Source organism: Sphaerisporangium fuscum (genome assembly GCF_018531465.1).
GTDB classification, from domain to species: domain Bacteria; phylum Actinomycetota; class Actinomycetes; order Streptosporangiales; family Streptosporangiaceae; genus Sphaerisporangium; species Sphaerisporangium fuscum.
In genome coordinates this window covers 1-14579 of record NZ_JAHDTF010000030.1, presented here as the reverse complement: position 1 = coordinate 14579, position 14579 = coordinate 1, and the positions used below count along the sequence as shown (strand labels likewise).

Sequence of the window (14579 nt, the reverse complement as noted above, 5' to 3'; positions counted from 1 at the left end):
TGCGGCGGACAGGCGAGGGTAGAACGACGCGCGAGCGTAGAGACGTACGAGCACAGCGGCTCCTCCGAACGACGGGAACGACGACAGCATGACGCAGGTAGAAATCGGGCGCGGTAAGAGCGGGCGCCGGGGTTACGCCCTCGACGAGATCGGCATCGTCCCGTCGCGGCGCACCCGTGACCCGGAAGAGGTCTCCATCGCCTGGCAGATCGACGCCTACCGCTTCGAGTTGCCCGTCGTGGTCAGCCCCATGGACAGCGTGGTGTCCCCGAAGACCGCGATCGAGATCGGGCGGCTCGGCGGTCTCGCCGTGCTCGACCTCGAAGGTCTCTGGACCCGCTACGAAGACCCCGCCCCGCTGCTGTCCGAGGTCGCCGAGCTCCGCGGCGAGGCCGCCACCAAGCGCCTGCAGGAGATCTACTCCGCCCCCATCAGCGACGAGCTCATCGGGCGCCGCATCGAGGAGGTCAGGTCGGCCGGGGTCACCACCGCGGCCCGGCTCTCCCCGCAGCGCACCGCCCAGCACTACAAGGCCGTGATCGACGCCGGGGTCGACATCTTCGTCATCCGCGGCACCACCGTCTCCGCCGAGCACGTCTCCGGCCGGGCCGAGCCGCTCAACCTCAAGCAGTTCATCTACGAGCTCGACGTGCCCGTCATCGTCGGCGGCTGCGCCACCTACACCGCGGCCCTCCACCTCATGCGCACCGGTGCCGCGGGCGTCCTGGTGGGCTTCGGAGGCGGCTCCGGCCACACCACCCGCACCGTTCTCGGTGTCGCGGTGCCCATGGCCACCGCCATCGGCGACGTCGCCGCGGCCCGCCGCGACTACCTCGACGAGTCCGGCGGCCGCTACGTCCACGTGATCGCCGACGGTGGCATGACCAGCTCCGGCGACATCGCCAAGGCCATCGCGTGCGGCTCCGACGCCGTCATGGTGGGCTCCCCGCTGGCCAGGGCCGCCGAGGCCCCCGGGCGCGGGCACCACTGGGGTTCGGAGGCCCACCACGGCGACCTTCCGCGCGGCGAGCGCGTCGAGGTCGGCACCATCGGCACCCTGGAGCAGATCCTCCACGGCCCTTCCACCGTGGCAGACGGCTCCATGAACCTCATGGGCGCCCTCCGCCGCACCATGGCCACCGCCGGCTACTCCGACCTCAAGGAATTCCAGCGCGTCGAGGTCGTCGTCGCCCCCCACGTCCACTGACCGACGAAGCATCGCGCCAAAGCGGTGACTGACCGAAGCGACCCGCGGGCGGCGAGCCGTAACGGCTCGCCGCCCGCGGTCGCTCGGAACGACCGGTGGACCGGTGGGACGGGTTCCGGGCCCCTTCGACGTGGACCGGGCCCGTGGCCGCTGGGACCGGAGGGGGCCCTCCGAGTGGTCCGTGGCCGCTGGGACCGGGGGGGTGGTTCGGGGCCCCCTGAGTGGACCGTGGTCCGAGGACCGGGCGGTTAAGGATCATCCGCGTGGTCGGTAGACCGGTGGTGGTTCCGATCGTTCGGATGGATCGGTAAGCCGGTGGGTGGTTCGGGGTTCCTCTGGGCGGTCAGGGGGTGGTGAGGAGGTCGAGGAGGTGGGTGACTTCTCGGGCTACGGCGTCGCGGCCGTCTTTGAAGTACTTCCGCGAGTCGACCGCCTTGGGGTTGGCGGACAGGTGAGCCCGGACGGCGCCGGTGAAGGCGTTGTTCAGGTGGGTCGCGATGTTGATCTTCTTCATGCCGTGACGTACGGCGGCGCGCAGAGTGTCGTCGGGGACGCCCGAGGAGCCGTGCAACACCAGGGGAACCGGTACGGCGTCACGTAGTTCGGCGATGAGCTCGAGGTCGAGCACGGCGTCCTTGGTCGTCATCGCGTGGGAGCTGCCGACCGCGACCGCCAGGGCGTCGACCCCGGTCGCGGCGACGTAGGAGACCGCCTCCTGCGGTTTGGTCCGCACCCCGGGCGCGTGCACGCCGTCCTTGCCGCCGATCTCGCCCAGCTCCGCCTCCACCCAGGCGCCGCGCTCGTGGCACCACGCCGTGATCTCGGCCGTCGCCGTCACGTTCTCGGCGTCCGGCAGGGCGGACGCGTCGTACATCACCGACCCGATCCCGAGCCCGACCGCCTCCTCGACCAGGGCGCGGTCGGTCGCGTGGTCGAGATGGACGGCCACGGGCACCTCGGACGCCTCGGCGACGGCGAGGCAGGCCAGGGCCAGGGGCTTCAGTGCCCCGTGGTAGCGGACACAGTTCTCGCTGATCTGCAGCACCACGGGACTCTGCGCCGCCTCCGCTCCGGTGACGATCGCCTCGGCGTGCTCCAACTGGATCACGTTGAAGGCGCCCACACCCCAGCGGGCTGCACGGACGATGTCACCAGTGGTCACCAAGGGCATGCTTCGACTCCGATCTGGGGGTGGATGTTTCGGTAGACCTCGAAGTCGATCTCTCCGGCCACCGGGGTGGCCACGGCGGCCGCGCCGAGGGCCGCCGCCGTCCGCAGGCGGTCCGGCCAGGGCGTCTCGCCGGCGAGTCCCAGCGCCAGCCCCGCGACCAGGGCGTCTCCGGCGCCGGTCGGATTCCCGTGCACGGCATACGGCATGCGGGCGCGCCATGATCCGTCCGGTGTGACCGCTACGAGCCCCTCGGCTCCCATCGACACGACCACGGATTCCGCCCCCGCCCGTCGAAGCACCTCGGCCCCGGCGAGAGTGTCCGGCTTCGCGCCGGGCTGTCGGGAGAGGGGGGCGGTGGCCAGGGCGCGGGCGAGTTCCTCGGCGTTCGGCTTGATGATCGAGGGCCGTCCGGGAGGTGCGAGCCTGAGGGGCTCTCCGTCGGCGTCCACGATGGCGGGCACGCCGCGCTCGCGGGCGTGTGCGGCGAGGGTCGCGTAGAAATCGGTGGGCACGCCGCGCGGGAGGCTGCCGGACAGGACGACGGCGTCCGCGCCAGCGATCAGTTCATGAAATGTCGTGATGAATCGGTCGAGGTCGGTGAGGGTGACCTCAGGACCGGGTTCGTTGAAGAGCGCGGTGAAGGGGGCCTGTCCGGCGCCGAGGGGCACGGCTTTGGAATCGCCACCGGGGTCCTGACCGGCGGCTGTGCGGCGGCCGGTGATCACGAGCGTCGAGCGGGAGTCGGCGGCTATGGGGGTGAGCGCTGAAGGCAGGCCGGCGACAGCGAGGTCCGCCTCGATCGCCGTCCCGGTGGCACCTCCGGCCAGCCCCGCCACCACGACCTCGTGCCCGAGCGCGGCGAGCACCCTGGCGACGTTCACGCCCTTGCCGCCCGCCCGGCGGTGCACCGCGTGAACCCGGTTCACCCCGTTCCAGTCCACCCCGTCGACCGCGTACGTCACATCGAGCGCCGCGTTCAACGTCACCGTGACGATCACATCGCCCCCCAGAGGTGCGGCGGGGACGAAGCGCGCACCGGTTCCGCGCCGTGAGCGGCGCCGCTGTCGCCGGCCTGTGTCCCATCGTGTCGGCGCCGAAGGTGGGGTGTCCGTCGTGGGTGAGGAGAGGTGGTGGTGGGGTGGTCGGGGGGGTTGGGCTTGGTTCGGTGAAGGGGGTGGTGGTGAGGGGGGAGGGGGGTGGGGGTCATGGGGTGGTGATCCAGGTGCCTTGTCTCATGACGCCCTGGACGGTGAGGGCGTCGTCGAGGACGACGAGGTCGGCGTGCTTGCCGACGGTGATCGAGCCGATGTCGTCGGACAGGCCGAGGACGCGGGCGGGGGTGAGGGAGGCCATCTCGGCGGCTTCGACGATGGAGACGCCGACCTCCTGGACGCTGCGCCGGAAGGCGACGTCCATCGTGAGGGTGCTGCCGGCGATGGAGCCGCCCTCGACCAGCCGGGCGACGCCGTCCGCCACCTCGACCTCGAGGGACCCGAGGCGGTAGGTCCCGTCGCCGATGCCGGCGGCCGCCATGGCGTCGGTGATCAACGCCGTGCGGTTGGCGCCGGCCACCGCGCTCGCCAGCCGCAGCATCGCCGGGTGCACGTGGACCCCGTCGTTGATGAGCTCGATCGTCACCCGCTCGTCCTCCAGCAGCGCCGCGATCGGCCCGGGCTCACGGTGGTGCAGCGACGGCAGCGCGTTGTACAGGTGGGTGGCGACGGTGCAGCCCGCCTCGATGGCCTCGCGGGCCTGGTCGTAGGTGGCGTCGCTGTGCCCGAGGGCCGCGATGACGCCCTCGGACACCGCCGCGCGGACGGTGTCGAGGCCGCCGGGCAGTTCGGGGGCGATGGTGAGCATCCGGACGTGTCCCCGGCCGGCCTTCAGCAGGCCGGCGAACTCGCCGGGGGAAGGGGCGCGCAGCAGCGAGGGGTTGTGCGCGCCGCACCGCGCCCGCGCGATGTACGGGCCCTCGAAGTGGACGCCGGCGAGCAGCCCGTCGTCGCACAGTTCGGCCAGCGCGGCGGTGGCCCGTGCCAGATCGGCGGGGGCCGCGGTGACGAGGCTCGCGACGATCGTCGTGGTGCCGTGCTCGGCGTGGAAGGCGGCGACGCGCCGCGCCTCCTCCTGGTCGCCGGAGGGGAACGACCCTCCCGCGCCGCCGTGGGTGTGCATGTCGACGAAGCCCGGGACGACGTAGCGCCCGGCGAGGCTGTGCCCGTCGCGGGGGGCCTGGCCCTGGCCGATGTGGGTGAAGCGGCCGTCCTCGACGGTGATCCAGCCCTCGTGCACGCCGGCAGGAGTGACGATGCGCGCGTCGGCGAGTGTGATGCTCATGAGGACAGGATCACAGATCGGGTCAGGTGGAGCGGCTCGTCGGGGTCGAGTCCGCGGGCCTGCGCCCGGGCGACCGCGACCCGCTGGACCCGTACGAGCTCCGCCAGCGGGTCGGCGTCGGAGGTCACGAAGGCGCCGCCGGTCCTGGTCACCTCGTCGGCGAGGCCCTCGGGGGCGGTGCCGAGCATCCAGGTGATCCGGCCGGGCCCGGCGATGCTGATCGGGCCGTGGCGGTACTCCATCGCCGGGTACGCCTCGGTCCAGGAGCGCGAGGCCTCCCGCATCTTGAGGGCGGCCTCCTGGGCGAGCCCGTAGGTCCAGCCCCGGCCGAGGAAGGTGAACTGCTCGGCCTCGATCATCTCGCCGGGAACGGGTTCGGTGACCGCCGCTTCGGCGTCGGCGACGGCCTTGGTGAGGTCCTCGCCGAGGTGGGCGCGCAGCAGCGCGAGCTGGGCGGTGGCGAAGCGCGTCTGGACGACCGACTTCTCGTCGGCGAAGTCGAGCACGACGACCTCGTCGGCGAGAGTCATGACCGGTGTGTTCGGGTCGGCGGTGATGGCCGTGGTCCTGGTGCCGCCAAGTGAACGCAGCAGATCGAGCACCTCGGTGGTGGTGCCGGACCGCGTCAGCGCCAGCACCCGGTCGTACGTCCGTCCGAGGGGGGCCTCGGAGGCGGCGAAGGCGTCGGTCTCGCCCTGCCCGGCGCGTTCGCGCAGGATGGCGTACGCCTGGGCGATGAACCAGGAGGTGCCGCAGCCGACGACGGCGACGCGCTCGCCCGGCCGGGGAAGGGCCTCGCTGCCGGCGAGCCGGACGGCCCTGCGCCAGCAGTCGGGCTGTGAGGCGATCTCGGTCTCGGTGTGCGTGGTCACGGCCGGCCCTCCTGTTTGCGTTGTTCTGCATTTTTTATAGCAGTAATGAGCACGATTGCGCATCACCCCGTGTGCGCGCAAGGTGTGTGAAAGCGCTGTTCTTGTGCCACGCTTTGTGAGCATGAGCCGGTATGAACGGTGGAACGCCCTGCTCGAGCTGCTGGCTCAGCATGGACGCCTGACGGTCGAGGAGGCCGCCGACACCCTGCAGGTGTCGACGGCGACGATCAGGCGTGACTTCGACGAGCTCTCGCAGCAGCAGATGCTCATGCGCACGCGGGGCGGCGCCGTCGCGCAGAGCGTGAGCTACGACCTGCCCCTGCGCTACAAGACCGCGAGGCACGCCGGGGAGAAGCAACGGATCGCGGAGGCCGCCGCCGATCTGGTCCCGCCGGGCGCGGTGGTCGGCATGAACGGCGGCACGACCACCTCGGAGGTCGCGAGGACCCTCGCGCTGCGCGCGCATCCGGGGGCGCAGCTCACCGTCGTCACCAACGCGCTGAACATCGCCGCCGAGCTCACCGTGCGGCAGAACGTCAAGCTGGTGGTGACCGGCGGGGTGGCGAGGCCGCAGTCGTACGAGCTGATCGGCCCGCTGTCGTCCGGGGTGCTGGAGCAGGTCACCCTCGACATCGCCTTCCTCGGGGTCGACGCCATCGACGCCGTAGCGGGCGCCTCCGCCCACCACGAGGGGGAGGCGAGCGTGAACAACCAGCTGATCCGGCGCGCCTCCCGCGTCGTCGCTGTCGCCGACGCCTCGAAGGTGGGACGCCGGGCCTTCGCGAAGATCTGCGGCATCGGCGAGATCGACACGCTGATCACCGACGCGAGCCTCCCGGACGCGGCGGCGGCCGCCTTCGCCGAGGTGGGGGTGGAGGTCACGCGGGTCTGACAGTGTGAGGAGCGTCATCCCTGGTACGGCATGCCGTACCTACCGCCGGGTAGGTACAGGACACAACGCGACAAGCCGTACCCCAGGGGGATCGCAATGGCAGCGGAGACAGCCGGCGGCGCGACGCCGGCCACGACCGGCAGGACGCCCGGCGGAACACACTCGGCGCGGCTGGGACCCGAGGAGAGATCGGCGGCGCTGGCCCGCATGGCCGAGCCCGACGCCGAGCTGGACGTGATCGTGGTCGGCGGCGGGGTGGTCGGTTCCGGCGTCGCGCTGGACGCCGTCACCCGAGGCCTGTCGGTGGGGCTCGTCGAGGCGCGCGACTTCGCCTCCGGCACCTCCTCCAGGTCCTCCAAGCTGATCCACGGCGGCCTCCGCTACCTGGAACAGCTCAACTTCGATCTCGTACGCGAGGCCCTGCAGGAGCGGGCGCTGCTGCTGCAGCGGATCGCCCCGCACCTGGTCCGCCCGGTGCCGTTCCTGTTCCCGCTCACCCACCACCTGTGGGAGCGGACCTACGTCGGCGCGGGACTGACCCTGTACGACACGCTCGGCTACTCCACCGGCCTGACCCGGGGGATGCCCGGCCACCGCCACCTGTCGCGGCGGCGCGCCCTGCGGCTCGCCCCGGCGCTGCGCAAGTCGGCGCTCACCGGCGCAGTGCAGTACTGGGACGCCCAGGTGGACGACGCGCGGTACGTCACCACCATGCTGCGCACCGCCGCGTCGTACGGCGCCCTGGTCGCCTCGCGGACGAAGGTCGTCGGCTTCCTGCGCGAAGGGGAGCGCGTGACCGGGGTGCGGGTGCGCGACCTGGAGACCGGTGCCGAGTTCGACGTGCGGGCGCGGCAGGTGGTGAACGCGACGGGCGTGTGGACCGACGAGATCCAGGAGATGGTGGGCGGGCGCGGCCAGATCCACGTGCGCGCCTCCAAGGGCATCCACCTGGTCGTCCCCCGGGACCGGATCCACTCGCTCACCGGGATCATCCTCCGCACCGAGAAGTCGGTGCTCTTCGTGATCCCCTGGGGTCGGCACTGGATCATCGGCACGACCGACACCCAGTGGTCGCTCGACAAGGCCCACCCGGCCGCGTCGCGGCAGGACATCGACTACGTGCTCGACCACGTCAACGCGGTCCTGTCGGTGCCGCTGACCCGCGACGACGTCGAGGGCGTGTACGCGGGCCTGCGCCCGCTGCTCGCCGGGGAGTCGGAGGAGACCTCCAAGCTCTCCCGGGAGCACGTCGTCACCCACCCCGTGCCCGGCCTGGTGATGATCGCGGGCGGGAAGTACACGACGTACCGCGTCATGGCGAAGGACGCCGTGGACGCGGTGGCGCACGGCCTCGACCAGCGGGTCCCCGTGTCCTGCACCGACAAGATCCCGCTGATGGGCGCGGAGGGGTACCAGGCGCTGTGGAACGCCCGGCACCGCCTCGCCCGATCCTCCGGCCTGCACGTGGCCCGCATCGAGCACCTGCTGCAGCGGTACGGATCGCTGATCGACGAGGTGCTGGCGCTGATCGAGCAGGACCCCTCGCTGGGGCGCCCGCTGGCCGGCGCGGACGACTACCTGCGAGCCGAGATCGTGTACGCGGCCACGCACGAGGGCGCCCGCCACCTCAACGACACCCTCACCCGGCGCACCCGCATCTCGATCGAGACCTTCCACCGTGGCACGGCCGTCGCCCAGGAGGCCGCCGAGCTGATGGCGGGGCCGCTCGGGTGGGACGCCGAGCAGGTCAAGCGCGAGGTGGAGTACTACACCAAGCGGGTGGAGGCCGAGCGGGCGTCCCAGGAGCAGGACACCGACCAGGAGGCCGACGCCATCCGGCTCGGCGCACCCGAGATCGTCCCGGTGGCCGAGCCGGAGGGCAAGACGGTCTGAGACCCAGGCTCAGGAGGCGAAGGGGATCCACGCCTGGTCGGCGAGGGTCCCCGCGTCGCTGGCCTTGATCCCGTTGTACGAGACCGTCCACAGGGTGCCGCCGATCACCACGCACCGCCGGATGGACGGGTCGGACGGCATGAGGTCGTTCTTGGTGGACGTCTTCGGGTGGCTGATCAGCCCGGTCTTCGTGATGGCGCCGTCACCGATCTTCAGCACCATGGCCGCCGACCGGGAGTCGTCCGGGCGGGGGCCCCAGCTGTTCACCGGGACGACGGCCAGGCCGGACTCGGGCCAGTACAGGAAGGCGTGCGGGTCCCACTCGGCCTCCGACCCGCTGTCCTTCTGGTGGAACCGCGCGAGCAGGGCCGGCTTGGCGGGGTCGCGGACGTCGAACAGCGAGAGCTGGGTGCCGAGGGTCCTGCCCTTCGCGCTCGCCTCCTGGCCGATGCCGATCAGCCGGCCGTCCCCCGCCGGGTGCAGGTAGGCGGAGTACCCGGTGATCTTCAGTTCGCCGGTCACCTTGGGCTGGGCGGGGTCGCGCAGGTCGAGGGTGTACAGCGGGTCCACCTGCTTGAAGGTCACGACGTACCCGACCGGGCCGATGAAGCGCACCGAGTAGATCCGCTCGCCCTTGCCCAGCCCGGTGACCTCGCCGACCTTGGCCAGCGTGGCGGAGTTCAGCACGTACACGGCGCTGGAGCTGTTCTGCGAGGTGATCATCTCGCCGCTGCCGGAGGAGGTGGTGGCGATCCGCAGGTTCCCGTCGTACTCCGACAGGGAGTACTGGTTCAGCAGCCGTCCCGGGACCAGGCCGGAGGCCACGTACTTCGGCGCCCCGCCGCCGGTGATGTCGAACCGGTGCACCTCGGTCTCCTCCGGCGGAGCCTTGTCGACGCTCGGCGTGCTCTCAGTGGTGCTGGGCGGCACGGGGGTCACGCTGCCGTCGGAGGACGGGGTCGCCGACGGGCTGGAGGACGGGGTCGCCGACGGGTCCGCGGGCGGTGACTGCGTCGTCGGCTCGTCGCTCGGCTCGACCTTCTCCGCCGGGGACGAGCTCGGTGGGTCCTTCGGCGCCACGGCGGTAGCGGAGGGGGTGGCGGACGGGGAGGCCTCCGCCTCTCCCGGCCCGACGGTGTCGTCCAGCGGCCGCACGTCGATCGCACGGTAGGACCACCAGTGCGGGTTGCTGGTGACGTACAGGCTGGTCGGGGTGCCGTACACGGTGTCGCCGTCGGCCGCCACGGCGATCGGGTCGTCACCGTCGAGCCCCGCTTCGAGGTCGATCGTGTGGACCGTCAGCATCGAGGTGCCGCTGTACTTGTCGGGGTGGCTGACCTGCTCGCACTTCACCTTCTCGGTGCGCTCCGCCCCGTCCGGCCCCGCCACCTGGTAGGTCGGCAGCCAGGCGTCGATCGGCGCCGACAGCACGGTCTTGCGGTTGCGCTCGGTGAGCTTGTCCTCCTGCTGCTGCTCCGGACCGGCCGCGGGGAAGTCGATCGTCGGCTGCGACCGCACCACGATGCGCACCGTCGAACCGGTCATCCGGGCGTCCACGTGCGAACCGTTCGGCGTGATGGCCCCGAGGATCTTCAGGTCCTTCAGGTCGACGAGCACGTACTTCGGGCCCGGCGACGGCCGCCGCTTGGCGATCGCGCCGAACGGGATCATGCCGCCGTCCGAGAAGATCACCAGAGCGCGGTCGCCGTGGATCAGCAGGTCCGCGGGGACGTACCCCTGCTCGGCGGGGACCAGCCGCAGGGTGCCCGTCACCTTCTTCGACGCCGTGTCGACCACGCGCAGCATGCCGCGGGCGTAGGTGATGAGCCGCTTGCCGTCGGTCTTGACGAGGTCGGGCTCGTCGACGCCCGCCTCCTGCACGTTCGTGGTGGAGTAGGACGGCTCGAAGGTCGCGGTGGCCGTCGAGTCGGCCTTCGCCCGCGCCTCGGCGGGCAGCCTGCCGACGGCGTCGAAGACGACGTTCCCCCCGAGCCCGTACGGGCCGACGTTCTCCGCCGTCGCCCTGCGCAGGTCCGTCAGCATGTCGTCGCAGCCGGTGTAGGCGACGAGCTTTATGTTGTCCAGCCGGACGGGTTCGCCGGCCTTGGACGGGCCGGCGCTCCCGCCGCTGGTACACGCCGACGCCACGAGCCCCAGGGCGAGCGCGACGGCCGCGGCCGTACCGATCGAAGTCCTCATGCCCCTACGACGAATCCGGGCGGGGAGAGGTTCAGGAACCCTTCGGCGGTCCGAAGTCCCACCGGCGTCGGGGCAGCGGCGACCGTCGATAGACTATGAGGGCCGCGGTGTCTTTTGGGGGGTCTTTTCGGTGTCTGAGTTCGACACGGTCCTTGTCGTCGACTTCGGCGCGCAGTACGCGCAGCTGATCGCGCGCCGGGTCCGTGAGTGCCACGTGTACTCCGAGATCGTCCCCTCGACGATGCCGGTGGAGGAGATGCTCGCCAAGAACCCGAAGGCGATCATCCTGTCCGGCGGGCCCGCGTCGGTGTACGCCGAAGGCGCCCCGGCGGCGCCCGAGGGGCTGTTCGAGACCGGGGTGCCCACGTTCGGCATCTGCTACGGCTTCCAGGTGATGGCCCGCGAGCTCGGTGGCCAGGTCGCCAAGACCGGCATCGCCGAGTACGGCGGCACGCCGCTGACCGTCGCGAGCGAGGGCGCGCTGTTCGCCGGGCTGCCCGCCACGCAGTCGGTGTGGATGTCCCACGGCGACAGCGTCGTCGCGGCCCCCGAGGGCTTCGAGGTCACCGCGTGGACCTCCGACACCCCCGTCGCGGCGATGGAGCTGCGCGAGAAGGGGCTGTACGGGGTGCAGTTCCACCCCGAGGTGCTCCACTCCGAGCACGGCCAGACGATCATGAAGCACTTCCTCGACGCGGCGGGCTGCCGTCCGTCGTGGACCATGCTCAACATCGTCGAGGACGCCATCGAGGCCGTGCGGGAGCAGGTCGGCCCGGAGGGGCGCGCGATCTGCGGCCTGTCCGGCGGAGTCGACTCCGCGGTCGCGGCCGCCATCGTCCAGCGCGCCATCGGTGACCGCCTGACCTGCGTGTTCGTCGACCACGGGCTGCTGCGCAAGGGCGAGGCCGAACAGGTCGAGCGTGATTTCGTGGCGGCCACGGGCGTGAAGCTGCGGGTCGTCGACGCCGCCGAGCGCTTCCTGAAGGCGCTGTCCGGGGTCACCGACCCCGAGGAGAAGCGCAAGATCATCGGCCGCGAGTTCATCCGGGTCTTCGAGGACGAGCAGCGTGCCATCCTCGCCGACGGCCCCGTCGACTTCCTCGTCCAGGGCACGCTCTACCCCGACGTCGTCGAGTCGGGCGGCGGCACGGGCACGGCCAACATCAAGTCCCACCACAACGTCGGCGGGCTGCCCGACGACCTGAAGTTCTCCCTGGTCGAGCCGCTGCGCACCCTGTTCAAGGACGAAGTGCGCCGGGCCGGCGAGGAGCTCGGCCTGCCGCCCGCCATGGTGTGGCGCCAGCCGTTCCCCGGCCCCGGACTCGGCATCCGCATCGTCGGCGAGGTCACCGCCGAGCGGCTCGCCATCCTGCGGGAGGCGGACGCGATCGCCCGCGAGGAGCTGTCGCGCGCCGGGCTCGACCGCGACATCTGGCAGTGCCCGGTGGTGCTGCTCGCCGACGTGCGCTCGGTGGGCGTCCAGGGTGACGGCCGCACCTACGGCCACCCGATCGTGCTCCGGCCGGTGAGCAGCGAGGACGCCATGACGGCCGACTGGTCCCGCGTCCCGTACGACGTGCTGGCGCGCATCTCCACGCGCATCACCAACGAGGTCCGCGAGATCAACCGCGTGGTCCTCGACGTCACCAGCAAGCCGCCGGGCACCATCGAGTGGGAGTGACCCCCGCCTCCTCCTGAGGGGGAGGTCAGTCGTCGAACTCGCCGTCGCGCACGCCCAGGACGAAGGCGTGCCACTCAGCGGCGGTGTAGCGCAGCACCGTGCCGTTGGGGTCGGACGGGTTGCGCAGTGCGACCGCGCCGCCGGGAAGATAGGCGATCTCGATGCGGTCGTCGGAGGTGCTTCCCGGGGCGCTGAGCCAGGTCACATCCGAGATGTCCATCGCGTACAGCTCGGCCTTCTCGCCTACCTCGCTCATGCTCACCCTCGTGGTCGCCGGACGGTGCGGTGGTCGCCGCCGGGGGCGGCTACGGAAAGGCTACGTGACGGCGCGGTCGGTCGCCATGGGCTTTCGCCAGGTGCGGTGTTTCACCTCCTGGCATCAAACGGTCAGCGGGGTGCAGCTTGCTGCCGCCCGTTCGCCTGGTTCCGGACCCTGGAATGCCGGAGAGTTGTTCGTGCGAGAACAAATACGAACCTCCGGAAAACGGCCACCGAAAGGGGGTCGGACAGAAAGGGAAAACAAATGCGGAACCTGCGCCCCGCCCTGGTGGAAGTGAAACTCCTCGGCCCCGCCGCCCGCGGCACCACCTGGGACTGAGACCACCGGCCGCGCGGAAAGAGGAATGACAATGTTCGCCGAACTGACGATGCGCCGCACCTCCCCTCTCACTCCGGACTCCGCGCGGGTCGACGGGGTCCGGATACTGGCTCTCCTGCCGCGTCGGTGGTCGAGGCACCTGAGGCAGGCGGGAGAGCAGATCGTCATCCGCGTCGACACCGACGACGAGAGCACCAGCGCCCAGCTCCGCGCCACCGTGAGCGCCACCCTCACCCACCCGTCCCTCCACCACTGGCACCTCACGACCTGCCATCCCCTCGGCTGACGCCGGCGGGCGCAGAGGGGCGGTATGGAGGGTCAGTTCCAGCCGCCTACCGGGTAGGTGTCGCCGGGGAGCAGTTGCCGGCCGCGGAGGAGGGACTTCACGGGGACGACGTGGTAGCCCTGCTTCTCCAGGGTGGTGAGGATCTTCGGCATGGCCGCGACGGTCTCCGGCCAGATGTCGTGCATGAGGATGACGCGGTCGCGTTTGGCCAGGCCGAGGACCTTGCGGGTGATGGCCTTGGTGTCGCGCAGCTCCCAGTCGCGGGCGGAGCCGTTCCACAGGATCTGCGAGAGTCCGAGTTCGGTGGCGATGGCGCCCACGCGGTCGTCGGTGTCGCCGTACGGCGGGCGCATGATGTCGGGCCGCCTTCCGGTGGCCCTGTGGATGGCGTCCTGGGTGCGGCTCAGCTCGTCGCGGATCTGGTCGTCGGTCAGCGACGTGAGATGGGGATGGGTGAAGGTGTGGTCGCCGATCTGGTGGCCCTCCCGGGCCATCCGTCGCGCGATCTTGCCGGACTTCGCGACCCGCTGGCCGACCAGGAAGAACGTGACCTTCGTGTGGTGCCGGCGCAGGAGGTCGAGCAGTTGCGCGGTGTACCGGCCGGGGCCGTCGTCGAAGGTCAGGGCGATGCACTTGACCTTCGCGCAGTCGACCGTGGTGCCGCTGGGGGCGTGCCGCGTGTCCGCCGTGGCCGGAGGCGCTGTCGCCAGCCCCAGTACGGCCGTCACCAGGACCGGGATCAAACGCCGCATCGTTCCCCTCCTTGTCGAAATCGCCGCGCCACCCTATACCAGTCCATTGCCTGGCGAGAAAGGCGAATCAGGTATGGGGAAGGGGCCCGCCTCGGTGGAGCGGGCCCCGGCCTCGTCACGCTGTTCTGGTGACCCGGAAGGTGCCGATGCCCCGGCTGCGCTCGCTGAGGGGCAGCGAGGGGTCGGAGTGGGCGTCCGGCACGGTCAGAGTGGTGTTGGTGGGTATGCCCACCGGCCTGATGTCCACGATGGGCTGTACGGGCGCTTTGCCGACGATGTGGGGAATCGCGGCCACCCACTGGACGAGCTGCGCCGTCGTGATCCGGAAGATGGCCTTGCCCGTCGTGTCGACGGCGATCCTGAGGACGTACTGCGCCTCGTAGCCATTGTCGAGGTTCGCCGGCTCGGAGAGCTGGAAGAGGGAGTGGTTCCTGGCGTCCCCGGGCGCCAGGACGTCGACGAACGCGAAGGTGTGGCACGAGCTCTTCCCGGCGGGGATGTCGAAGGCGCACACCGTGGCGCTGGATTCGACCGTCTGGGTGGCGCCGGCCCGGGCCGGGCCCGCTAGACGAGTAAGTCCTAAGTCGCTGTGAAGAGGACTGCGGGGAACAGCGAAGGGTGTCGATGATCCGTTTGTGACGACAGACATCAACACCCTTCTCACCGCACTGTACGTCAAGATCGATGACTG

At 71.1% G+C, this 14579-nt stretch carries 13 protein-coding genes; 5 read left to right on the top strand and 8 right to left on the bottom strand.

Annotated elements, in window-relative coordinates:
* Positions 1 to 88 precede the first annotated feature (88 nt).
* The gene (locus tag KIK05_RS33540; RefSeq protein ID WP_214414869.1) at positions 89 to 1207 is read left to right on the top strand and encodes a GuaB3 family IMP dehydrogenase-related protein; all 1119 of its coding nucleotides are present in this window, start codon (positions 89 to 91) and stop codon (positions 1205 to 1207) included.
* Positions 1208 to 1550: 343 nt separating this feature from the next.
* Here the strand turns inward: KIK05_RS33540 and KIK05_RS33535 are convergent, their stop codons facing one another.
* The 4 genes from KIK05_RS33535 to KIK05_RS33520 all read right to left on the bottom strand — a co-directional run bounded on the left by KIK05_RS33535 (position 1551) and on the right by KIK05_RS33520 (position 5587).
* Positions 1551 to 2378 carry a class II fructose-bisphosphate aldolase gene (locus tag KIK05_RS33535; protein WP_214414868.1) on the bottom strand — a complete coding sequence of 276 codons (828 nt, stop codon included), beginning with the start codon at positions 2376 to 2378 and terminating at the stop codon, positions 1551 to 1553.
* The gene (locus KIK05_RS33530; RefSeq protein WP_308250211.1) at positions 2366 to 3364 is read right to left on the bottom strand and encodes a 1-phosphofructokinase family hexose kinase; all 999 of its coding nucleotides are present in this window, start codon (positions 3362 to 3364) and stop codon (positions 2366 to 2368) included. The genes KIK05_RS33535 and KIK05_RS33530 overlap by 13 nt, the downstream gene beginning before the upstream one ends.
* Positions 3365 to 3581: 217 nt before the next feature.
* Positions 3582 to 4715: an N-acetylglucosamine-6-phosphate deacetylase gene (gene nagA / locus KIK05_RS33525; protein WP_214414866.1), complete on the bottom strand. Its 1134-nt coding sequence runs from the start codon at positions 4713 to 4715 to the stop codon at positions 3582 to 3584.
* A complete protein-coding gene (locus KIK05_RS33520; protein WP_214414865.1) occupies positions 4712 to 5587 on the bottom strand; it encodes an SIS domain-containing protein in 876 nt (291 codons plus the stop codon). Before KIK05_RS33520 ends, nagA begins: the two co-directional genes overlap by 4 nt.
* A gap of 121 nt (positions 5588 to 5708) precedes the next feature.
* Between KIK05_RS33520 and KIK05_RS33515 the strand changes: the two genes are divergently transcribed.
* Both KIK05_RS33515 and glpD read left to right on the top strand, forming a co-directional pair.
* Entirely contained in the window at positions 5709 to 6479 is a 771-nt protein-coding gene (locus KIK05_RS33515; RefSeq protein WP_214414864.1) for a DeoR/GlpR family DNA-binding transcription regulator, read from the top strand.
* 207 nt (positions 6480 to 6686) lie between these two features.
* Positions 6687 to 8372 (top strand): glycerol-3-phosphate dehydrogenase, encoded by a 1686-nt coding sequence (gene glpD, locus KIK05_RS33510; RefSeq protein ID WP_250563907.1) that lies wholly within the window; start codon positions 6687 to 6689, stop codon positions 8370 to 8372.
* Positions 8373 to 8381: 9 nt separating this feature from the next.
* Here the strand turns inward: glpD and KIK05_RS33505 are convergent, their stop codons facing one another.
* On the bottom strand, positions 8382 to 10571 hold the full coding sequence (locus tag KIK05_RS33505; RefSeq protein WP_214414862.1) for a beta-propeller domain-containing protein: 2190 nt from the start codon (positions 10569 to 10571) through the stop codon (positions 8382 to 8384).
* A 130-nt stretch (positions 10572 to 10701) separates the two neighbouring features.
* On the opposite strand from KIK05_RS33505, the gene guaA reads away from it, so the two are divergent.
* Positions 10702 to 12252, top strand: a complete 1551-nt coding sequence (gene guaA, locus KIK05_RS33500) for a glutamine-hydrolyzing GMP synthase (RefSeq protein ID WP_214414861.1) — start codon at positions 10702 to 10704, stop codon at positions 12250 to 12252.
* A gap of 25 nt (positions 12253 to 12277) precedes the next feature.
* Here the strand turns inward: guaA and KIK05_RS33495 are convergent, their stop codons facing one another.
* A complete protein-coding gene (locus tag KIK05_RS33495; protein ID WP_214414860.1) occupies positions 12278 to 12508 on the bottom strand; it encodes a DUF397 domain-containing protein in 231 nt (76 codons plus the stop codon).
* 373 nt (positions 12509 to 12881) lie between these two features.
* On the opposite strand from KIK05_RS33495, the gene KIK05_RS33490 reads away from it, so the two are divergent.
* On the top strand, positions 12882 to 13136 hold the full coding sequence (locus KIK05_RS33490) for a hypothetical protein (RefSeq protein ID WP_214414859.1): 255 nt from the start codon (positions 12882 to 12884) through the stop codon (positions 13134 to 13136).
* A 32-nt stretch (positions 13137 to 13168) separates the two neighbouring features.
* On the opposite strand, the gene KIK05_RS33485 is transcribed toward KIK05_RS33490, so the two are convergent.
* Positions 13169 to 13888: a polysaccharide deacetylase family protein gene (locus KIK05_RS33485; protein WP_214414858.1), complete on the bottom strand. Its 720-nt coding sequence runs from the start codon at positions 13886 to 13888 to the stop codon at positions 13169 to 13171.
* Between the two features lie 115 nt (positions 13889 to 14003).
* Positions 14004 to 14402, bottom strand: a complete 399-nt coding sequence (locus tag KIK05_RS33480; protein WP_214414857.1) for a hypothetical protein — start codon at positions 14400 to 14402, stop codon at positions 14004 to 14006.
* Positions 14403 to 14579: the final 177 nt, after the last annotated feature.